Raw genomic sequence first — 7,963 nt, forward strand, 5'->3', positions numbered from 1 at the left:
TGCCCACCCCCCACGGGACACCTGGCCCCCGTGGGGGGCGTATCTTTAGGCCATGAAACACCCCCCAGGTCTCGGCGGCTTCCTCCTGGCCCTGGGCCTCCTCCTGGGCCTCCTCCTCCTCTCCACGGGGGCGGGACTTCTGGCCTACTTCCTCCTCCAGGTCCACTTCGCCCCACCCGGCTGGACCATCCTGGGGGTGGCCCTCCTGGTCCTGGTCCCTGGGGCGGTGGGGGTGGGCAAGCTCTTTCCCTGGCTCACCGACTGGTACTACTTCCTTCCCGCCCTCGCCTTCCTCATTGTCTTCACCCTCTACCCCGTGGGCCTCACGGTCTACCTGGCCTTCACCGACTACTCGGGCCAGAGAAACGGCTTCCCAGACCGCTCCACCGAGACCCGAGTGGTGGCCCAGGAAGGGGCGAGGCTTTCCCTCGAGGCGGGGGTGGCGGAGGCCCTGCGCTGCGACCCTTGCCGGGGCGAGCCCGTGGAGGTGTACGCCGAGGGCCACCGCCTGCGGGCGAGAATCGCCCAGGCCGAGGGAGAAACCCTTCTTTTGGACCGCGTCCCGCCCTTTAGGGCGGAGTTCGTGGCCAAGGTGAACGCCTTCCACTTCGTGGGCCTGAGGAGCTTCGCCTTCATCCTCTCCCAGGCGAACCAGGCCCTCCTCCCCGTCTTCCTCTGGAACCTGGTCTTCGCCACGGCCACCGTGCTCCTCAACGCCCTCTTGGGCCTCGTCCTCGGGCTCATCCTCAACAACAAGGGCCTCAAGCTCCGGAACTTCTACCGCACGGTCCTCATCGTGTCTTGGGCCCTTCCCGGCGTGATCACCGTGCAGGTCTGGGTGGCCCTCCTCAACTACAACTTTGGGGCGGTCAACCGCCTCCTCGGGGTCTTAGGCGTCTACCCCATCCCCTGGCTCAACGACCCCGACTGGGCCAAGGTGGCGGTCCTCCTGGTCAACCTCTGGCTCGGCTTCCCCTACATGATGACCGCCACCCTGGGGGCCCTTTCCACCATCCCCGACGAGCTCTACGAGGCGGCCAAGGTGGACGGGGCCACCCCCTGGCAGGCCCTCTTCGGCATCACCCTTCCCCTCCTGGAGAAGCCCATGCTCCCCATCCTCCTCTCCTCCTTCGCCTTCAACTTCAACAACTTCTACCTCATCTACCTCCTCACCGGAGGAGGACCGGCCCAGGAGGGGAGGCTCGCCACCGCCCAGGCCACGGACATCCTCATCTCCTGGGCCTACAAGACCGCTTTTAGCGCCGAGGGGCAGTCGGCCTACGGCCTGGGGGCGGCCATTAGCCTCGTCATCTTCGCCATCACCGTGCTCATCAGCCTGGTGAACTTCCGGGCAACGGGGGCCTTGAGGGAGGTGCGGTAGATGCGGAAGGTGCTGGGCTTCCTCCTTGTGGGCCTTGCCCTCTACGGGGCCTACTGGTTCGCGGCGAACCGCCTCTTTGACGCGGGCTCCTACCGCAAGCAGGTGGCCTTCGGGAGCGTCTTCGTGCCCTTTGGCTGGGCCTACGCCCTGGGCTTCCTCGGGGCCTTGGTCCTCCTCATCCTCCTCTATAGCCTCCTCTACACCGCCCTCGCAAACCGCTTCCAGGGAAGGCGGAAAAGCCCCTGGCCCCTCTTCCTCCAGGGGGTGACCCACCTCTTCCTCTGGGTGCTGATCCTCTTGGTCTACTACCCGGTGGTCCAGGTGGTGGCGGCGAGCCTGGACCCCACCAACAACCTCTTCAGCTTCAAAAGGCCCGAGACGGGCTTCCTCCTCCTGGACGCCAAGGTGATCCCTTACCTGCCCGCGCCCTCCCTGGAAAACTACGCCAAGCTGGTGGAGGGCGTGGTCCTCTACCCCTACCAGGTGGGGCTCGCCCTCCTCGCGGGGCTCGCCCTCCTGGGGGTGGCGGGCATCGGGCTTCTAAGGCGGCTTCTCCCCCCGGAGGCCTGGATGGACCTTTGGCAGGGGAGGCTTCTCTTCCTCATGGCCCTCTTCGTCTTCGCCCTGGCCCTTCTCCTCTCCCCCCGGCAGTTCACCGGGCAGGGCACCGAGGCCAAGTTCCTCCTCTGGGTGCGGAACACCTTCCTCATCTCCGGTCTCACCGGGCTTCTCGCCGTCCTCCTCACCGCCACGGCGGGGTACGCCTTCGCCCGCTTCCGCCACCTGCCGGGGCGCTACCCCCTCCTCCTCTTCTTCATCTTCGTCCAGATGTTCCCGGGGTTTTTGGCCCTGGTGGCCATCTACTACCTCCTCTCGCGGCTTGACCTCCTGAACACCTTCACCGGGCTCGTCCTAGCCTACTCCGGCGGCATCATCAGCTTCGGCACCTGGGTCTACAAGGGCTACCTGGAAAGCATCAGCCCGAGCCTCGAGGAGGCGGCCATGGTGGACGGGGCCACAAAGTGGCAGGTCTTCACCAAAATCCTCCTTCCCCTTTCCGCCCCCATGTTCGTCTTCATCTTCCTCCTCCAGTTCGTAGGCACCTACTCGGAGTTCGTCCTGGCCAACCTGGTCCTCACCGGGGTGGAGAGCTGGAACGTGGGCGTGGGCCTAAGAAGCTTCACCACGGGGCAGTTCCAGACCAAGTGGGGGGTCTTCGCCGCGGCGAGCGTCTTAGGCTCCCTGCCCATCCTCTTCCTCTTCTACGGGTTCCAGCAGTACTTCGTCTCCGGCTACACCGCGGGGGCCGTGAAAGAATAAGGGCATGGACCTGGAGACCCTCAGGGCCAGGAGGGAGGCCGTCCTAGGCCTATGCGCCCGCCACGGGGCGGTGAGGGTGCGGGTCTTTGGCTCGGTGGCCCGGGGGGAAGCCCGGGAAGGCAGCGACCTGGACCTCCTGGTGGTCTTTGAGGAGGGGCGCACCCTCCTGGACCACGCCCGGCTCAAGCTGGCCCTGGAGGGGCTTTTAGGGGTCCCGGTGGACGTGGTGAGCGAGGGAGGCCTGGCCCCGAGGCTCCGGGAGCGGGTCCTGCGGGAGGCCGTGCCCCTATGAGGAGCCCCCGGGAGAGGCTTCTGGACATTCTGGAGGCCATCGCGAACGTTGAGCGGTACGCGGCCCTGGGAAAGGCGCGCTTCCTGGAAGACGAGCTGGTTCAGGTCTGGATGGTCCACCACCTAGAGCGCATCGGGGAGGCCGCGGCCAGGCTGGGGCGGGAGTTCCACGAGGCCCACCCGCACCTCCCCTGGTGGGAAATGGTGGCCATGCGCAACCTCCTCGTCCACGAGTACTGCGGCGTGGACTTGGAAGAGGTTTGGCAAACGGTCATCCGGGACCTGCCCCTCTTGAAGGCTCAGGCGCAAACCCTCTTGGAAAGGTTATGAACTATCACGACCTCGAGCACCTCCACCCTCCTTTCCCCGAGCTCGGGGAGGAGGTGGAGATCCGCCTGGAGACGGCGGCCAAGGAGGGGCTTCTCCTCTTTGAGCGGGACGGGGAGCTCCACGAAAAGCCCATGGAGCCCTGGGAAGGGGGCCTAAGGGCGCGGGTTCCCGTCCACGCGAGCCCCTTTCGCTACGTCTTCCGCCTTCCCGAAGGCTTTTGGGGAAGCCACGGGCTGGAGAAGACCCTTCCCCGCTACGACCGCTTCTTCCACCTCCTCGCCAAGCCCCTTCCCCCGGAGTGGGCCCTGGGGGCGGTCTTCTACCAGATCTTCCCCGACCGCTTCCGCCAGGGGCGCCCGGAGCTTGTCCCAAGGGACGGGGCCTGGCTTTACGGGGGAAAGCCCATCCGCAAAAAGGCCTGGAACGAACCCCCGGGGGAGGAGGGGGCTAGGGAGTTCTACGGGGGGGACCTTTGGGGCGTGCTGGAGGCCCTCCCCTACCTCGAGGCCCTCGGGGTGGAGGCCCTCTACCTCACCCCCATCTTCCAAAGCCCCTCCAGCCACCGCTACGATACCGAGGACTACGGCCGGGTGGACCCCCACCTGGGCGGGGAGGAGGCGCTTAGGGCGCTCTACGGGGCCCTCGAGGCCCGGGGGATGAGGCTCATCCTGGACGGGGTCTTCAACCACGTGGGGGCGACCCACCCCTGGTTCCAGAAGGCCCTGAAGGACCCCACCTCGCCCGAAAGGGGCATGTTCACCTTCTACCCGGACGGCGCCTACGCCAGCTTCTGGGGCGTGAAGCACATGCCCAAGCTGGACTACGCCTCGGCGCTCACCCAGGAACGCTTCATCTTGGGGAAGGAGGCCCCCGTCCGCCGCTGGATGCGCCTCGCCCACGGCTGGCGCCTGGACGTGGCCCACTCCCTCGGGGAAGGGGGGACGAACCGGAAAAACGCCCGCTGGCTACGGGCCCTGGCCCGGGCCGCCAAGGAGGAGCGGGCGGACGCCCTGGTCTTCGGGGAGCTCTCCTATGACGCCGTGCCCACCCTAAGAGCCCACACCCTGGACGGGGCCATGCACTACGCGGGCTTCGCCCACCCGGTGATGGCGTGGCTCTCGGGGCGGGACCTCCACGGGAACCCCGTGGCCCTGGAGGCGGAGGAGGCCTGGCGGACGCTCTTGGACCACTACCAGGCCCTTCCCCTCCAGCTCCGCCACAGCATGTACACCCTCCTCTCCTCCCACGACATCCCCCGGGCCCTCTGGCGCCTTAGAGGGGACAAGGAGCGCTTTAAGACCGCCTACGCCCTCCTCTTCGCCTTCCCCGGAAGCCCCGCCCTCTACTACGGGGACGAGGTGGGCCTCTCCCGGCCCAACCCCTACGAGGTCTGGCGGGGGGACCCCTACTGCCGCGCCCCCTTCCCCTGGGACGAGGCCCTCTGGGACCAGGACCTCCTCCGCTTCTTCCGCCGCCTGGTGCGCCTCAAGAAGACCTACCCCGTGCTGAGGCTTGGGGGCCTCCTTCCCCTTAAGGCCCCCACGGGGGTGCTGGCCTTTCGCAGGAGGCTTGGGGGGCGGGAGGTCCTCGCCTACTTCGCCAAGGAGGGGGCGAGGCTTGCCGTGCCCCGGGGGCTGGACCTCCTGAGGGAGGAGGAGGTGGCGGGGGAGGTAGCGGCGCGGTACCTCCTCCTGGAGCCCTTAGAATGAGGGGGATGCGCCTAAAGCGGTTTGGGGGAAAGGTGCGGCGGGTGGTGCGAAAGAGGGCTGACCTCCTCGCCGAGGCGGAGGCCCTCCGCAAGGAGGGGACCAGCGCCCAGGGCTTTCGGGAGCGCCTGCGTGCCCTGGTGGAAGGGGCTCAGCGCTGCTGGGAGACCTTAAGCCCTGAGGAAAGGGAAGGGCTCCTTTCCCAGGTTATGGCTTTCCTGACCCGGCTTCCCGCGGGGAGGCTTGGCCGGCTGGGCCTCTTGGTGGCCAAGGGGGCTCAGCTCGGGGCGAAGAAGGAGGTGCTTTCGCTTCTCCTTAAGCTCCTGAAGCGCTAAGCCCGGGGTATACTCTTTCCTTGTGCGGGGGGTCCTCGAGGTCCTGGAGTTCCCGAGGGTCCTGGCCCTGCTGGCGGAGAGGGCCAAGACCCCCCTGGGCCGGGAGCTCGCCCTGGCCCTCGCCCCCCTTCCCCGGGAGGAGGCGGAGAGGCGCCACGCCCTCACGGGGGAGGCCCTGAGCTACCCCTACGCCCTCCCCGAGGCGGGGGCCTTAAGGGAGGCCTACCGGAGGGCCCTCACGGGGGCGAGGCTTTCCGGCCCCGAGCTCCTCAGGGCGGCGAAGGCCCTGGAGGAGGCCATGGCCCTGAAGGGGGAGCTCCTTCCCCTTAGGAACGCCCTAAGCGGGGTGGCCGAGGGCATCGCCGACCACACCCCTTTCCTGGAGCGGGTGAGGAAGGCCCTGGACGAGGAGGGGGCGGTGAAGGACGAGGCGAGCCCGAGGCTTGCCCAGATCCGGAAGGAGCTCAGGCCCCTCCGCCAGCAGATCCTGGACCGCCTCTACGCCCTCATGGACCGAAACCGGGAGGCCTTCCAGGACCGCTTCGTCACCTTAAGGCGGGACCGCTACTGCGTCCCCGTGAGGGCGGGGATGGCGAAGAAGGTGCCGGGGATCCTCCTGGACACCTCCGAGTCGGGGGCCACCCTTTTCATAGAGCCTTTCTCCGTGGTCAAGCTCAACAACCGCCTCCAGGCCCTGAGGCTGGAGGAGGAGGAGGAGGTTAACCGCGTCCTCCGCGACCTCTCCGAAAGGCTCGCCAAGGACGAGGGGGTGCCGGGGACCCTGGAGGTCCTGGGCCTTTTGGACCTCGTCCAGGCCCAGGCCGCCTTGGCCCGGGACCTCTCGCTTTCCCGCCCCGCCTTTGGGGAGCGGTACGAGCTTTTCCGGGCCTTCCACCCCTTGATCCCAAACCCCGTGCGGAACTCCTTCGCCCTGGACGAGAAGAACCGCATCCTCCTCATCTCCGGGCCCAACATGGGGGGGAAGACCGCCCTCCTAAAGACCCTCGGCCTCGCCGTCCTCATGGCCCAGTCGGGCCTCTTCGTGGCGGCGGAAAAGGCCCTCCTCGCCTGGCCCGACCGGGTCTTCGCGGATATCGGGGACGAGCAGTCCCTCCAGGAGAACCTCTCCACCTTCGCCGGGCACCTAAGGCGCCTCAAGGAGATGCTGGAGGAGGCCACAAAGGGGAGCCTCGTCCTCATTGACGAGCTCGGGAGCGGCACCGACCCCGAGGAAGGGGCGGCCCTTTCCCAGGCCATCCTCGAGGCCCTCCTGGAGAAGGGGATCAAGGGGATGGTCACCACCCACCTCTCCCCCTTAAAGGCCTTCGCCCAGGGAAGGGAGGGGATCCAGAACGCCTCCATGCGCTTTGACCTCGAGGCCCTCCGCCCCACCTACGAGCTCGTGCTGGGGGTGCCGGGGAGGAGCTACGCCCTTTCCATCGCGAGGAGGCTCGCCCTCCCCGAAGGGGTCCTCAGGCGGGCCGAGGCCCTCCTTCCCGAGGGGGGGAGGCTGGAGGCCCTTTTGGAGCGCCTGGAGGCCGAGCGGTTGGAGCTCCAGGCGGAGCGGGAGAGGCTCCTTAGGGAGCTCGCCGAGGCGGAGCGGCTGAAAAAGGCCCTGGCCGAGCGGGAGGCCCGCTTTGAGGAGGAGCGGGCGGAAAGGCTAAGGGCCCTAGAGGAGGAGGTGCGGGCCGAGCTCAAGAAGGTGGAGGCCGAGCTTAAGGCCCTCAAGGAAAAGGCCAAGACCGAGGGCAAGCGGGACGCCCTCCGGGAGCTCATGGCCCTAAAGGAGCGCTACGCCAAGAAGGCCCCGCCGCCCCCGCCCCCCCCGGGCCTCGCCCCGGGGACCCTGGTGGAGGTCCCCTCCCTGGGCAAACGGGGCCGGGTGGTGGAGCTCAGGGGGGAGGAGGCCTTGGTGCAGGTGGGGCCCCTGAAGATGAGCCTGAAGGCGGGCGAGCTCAAGCCTCTTCCCCAGGAGGCCCTGCCCAAACCCCTCCTCGCCAAGCCGAGCCGGGAGGTGAAGGAGGTGGACCTCCGGGGCCTCACCGTGGAGGAGGCCCTCCTCGAGGTGGACCAGGCCCTGGAGGAGGCCCGGGCCTTGGGCCTTTCCACCCTCCGCCTCCTCCACGGCAAGGGGACGGGGGCCCTTAGGCAGGCCATCCGGGAGGCCTTAAGGCGGGACAAGCGGGTGGAAAGCTTCGCCGACGCCCCGCCCCACGAGGGGGGGCACGGGGTCACGGTGGTGCTCCTTAGGGGCTCGGCTAGCGAAAAAGGGTGAGAACCCCAAGGACCACCGCGATCGCCGTGAAGTAGAGCATGGCCTTGTTGAAGGCCGTGTTGATCTCGGCCTTCACTTCCTGGCGGAGCCCGTTGAACCTCTCCTCCATCTCCTGGCGGAGGCCCGCAAGCTCCCCCTTCACCTCCTGGCGAAAACCGCCGATCTCCGCCCTCACCTCCTGGCGAAGCCCGGCGATTTCCGCCTTCACCTCCTGGCGGAGAAGGTCCATCCTCGCCTCCAGGGCCGAAACCCGGTCGGGGAGGACGGCCATCACCCCCTCCACGATGCCCTCCAGCTTGTAGAGGCGCTCCTCTACGGTCATTGG

8 protein-coding genes are annotated in these 7,963 nt (G+C 67.9%); 7 read left to right on the top strand and 1 reads right to left on the bottom strand.

The features are described from left to right. Positions 1 to 52: 52 nt before the first annotated feature. From ABJK26_RS02380 to ABJK26_RS02410, 7 genes are read left to right on the top strand one after another with little or no spacing between them, the layout of a single operon-like run. Positions 53 to 1,381, top strand: a complete 1,329-nt coding sequence (locus ABJK26_RS02380; protein ID WP_347240614.1) for an ABC transporter permease subunit — start codon at positions 53 to 55, stop codon at positions 1,379 to 1,381. Continuing rightward, positions 1,382 to 2,701, top strand: a complete 1,320-nt coding sequence (locus tag ABJK26_RS02385) for a sugar ABC transporter permease (RefSeq protein ID WP_347240615.1) — start codon at positions 1,382 to 1,384, stop codon at positions 2,699 to 2,701. 4 nt (positions 2,702 to 2,705) lie between these two features. Further along, the gene (locus tag ABJK26_RS02390) at positions 2,706 to 2,993 is read left to right on the top strand and encodes a nucleotidyltransferase family protein (protein ID WP_347240616.1); all 288 of its coding nucleotides are present in this window, start codon (positions 2,706 to 2,708) and stop codon (positions 2,991 to 2,993) included. Next, a complete protein-coding gene (locus tag ABJK26_RS02395) occupies positions 2,990 to 3,322 on the top strand; it encodes a DUF86 domain-containing protein (protein ID WP_347240617.1) in 333 nt (110 codons plus the stop codon). The genes ABJK26_RS02390 and ABJK26_RS02395 overlap by 4 nt, the downstream gene beginning before the upstream one ends. Then, positions 3,319 to 5,031 (top strand): glycoside hydrolase family 13 protein, encoded by a 1,713-nt coding sequence (locus tag ABJK26_RS02400; protein WP_347240618.1) that lies wholly within the window; start codon positions 3,319 to 3,321, stop codon positions 5,029 to 5,031. Before ABJK26_RS02395 ends, ABJK26_RS02400 begins: the two co-directional genes overlap by 4 nt. Before the next feature lie 5 nt (positions 5,032 to 5,036). Then, complete coding sequence (locus ABJK26_RS02405) at positions 5,037 to 5,363, top strand: hypothetical protein (RefSeq protein ID WP_347240619.1); 327 nt, start codon at positions 5,037 to 5,039, stop codon at positions 5,361 to 5,363. Positions 5,364 to 5,385: 22 nt separating this feature from the next. Continuing rightward, complete coding sequence (locus tag ABJK26_RS02410; protein WP_347240620.1) at positions 5,386 to 7,638, top strand: endonuclease MutS2; 2,253 nt, start codon at positions 5,386 to 5,388, stop codon at positions 7,636 to 7,638. Here ABJK26_RS02410 and ABJK26_RS02415 read toward each other — a convergent pair. Next, positions 7,622 to 7,960, bottom strand: a complete 339-nt coding sequence (locus tag ABJK26_RS02415; RefSeq protein WP_347240656.1) for a DUF1640 domain-containing protein — start codon at positions 7,958 to 7,960, stop codon at positions 7,622 to 7,624. The genes ABJK26_RS02410 and ABJK26_RS02415 overlap by 17 nt on opposite strands. Between the last annotated feature and the right edge of the window lie 3 nt (positions 7,961 to 7,963).

It is taken from the genome of Thermus sp., from assembly GCF_039793865.1.
Taxonomy (GTDB): Bacteria; Deinococcota; Deinococci; order Deinococcales; family Thermaceae; genus Thermus.

What these genes read in the sequence shown, in the direction of transcription:
- ABJK26_RS02380 (WP_347240614.1), top strand. Translation starts at nt 53, where the DNA reads ATGAAACACCCCCCAGGTCTCGGCGGCTTCCTCCTGGCCCTGGGCCTC.
- ABJK26_RS02385 (WP_347240615.1), top strand. Translation starts at nt 1,382, where the DNA reads ATGCGGAAGGTGCTGGGCTTCCTCCTTGTGGGCCTTGCCCTCTACGGG.
- ABJK26_RS02390 (WP_347240616.1), top strand. Translation starts at nt 2,706, where the DNA reads ATGGACCTGGAGACCCTCAGGGCCAGGAGGGAGGCCGTCCTAGGCCTA.
- ABJK26_RS02395 (WP_347240617.1), top strand. Translation starts at nt 2,990, where the DNA reads ATGAGGAGCCCCCGGGAGAGGCTTCTGGACATTCTGGAGGCCATCGCG.
- ABJK26_RS02400 (WP_347240618.1), top strand. Translation starts at nt 3,319, where the DNA reads ATGAACTATCACGACCTCGAGCACCTCCACCCTCCTTTCCCCGAGCTC.
- ABJK26_RS02405 (WP_347240619.1), top strand. Translation starts at nt 5,037, where the DNA reads ATGCGCCTAAAGCGGTTTGGGGGAAAGGTGCGGCGGGTGGTGCGAAAG.
- ABJK26_RS02415 (WP_347240656.1), bottom strand. Translation starts at nt 7,960, where the DNA reads ATGACCGTAGAGGAGCGCCTCTACAAGCTGGAGGGCATCGTGGAGGGG.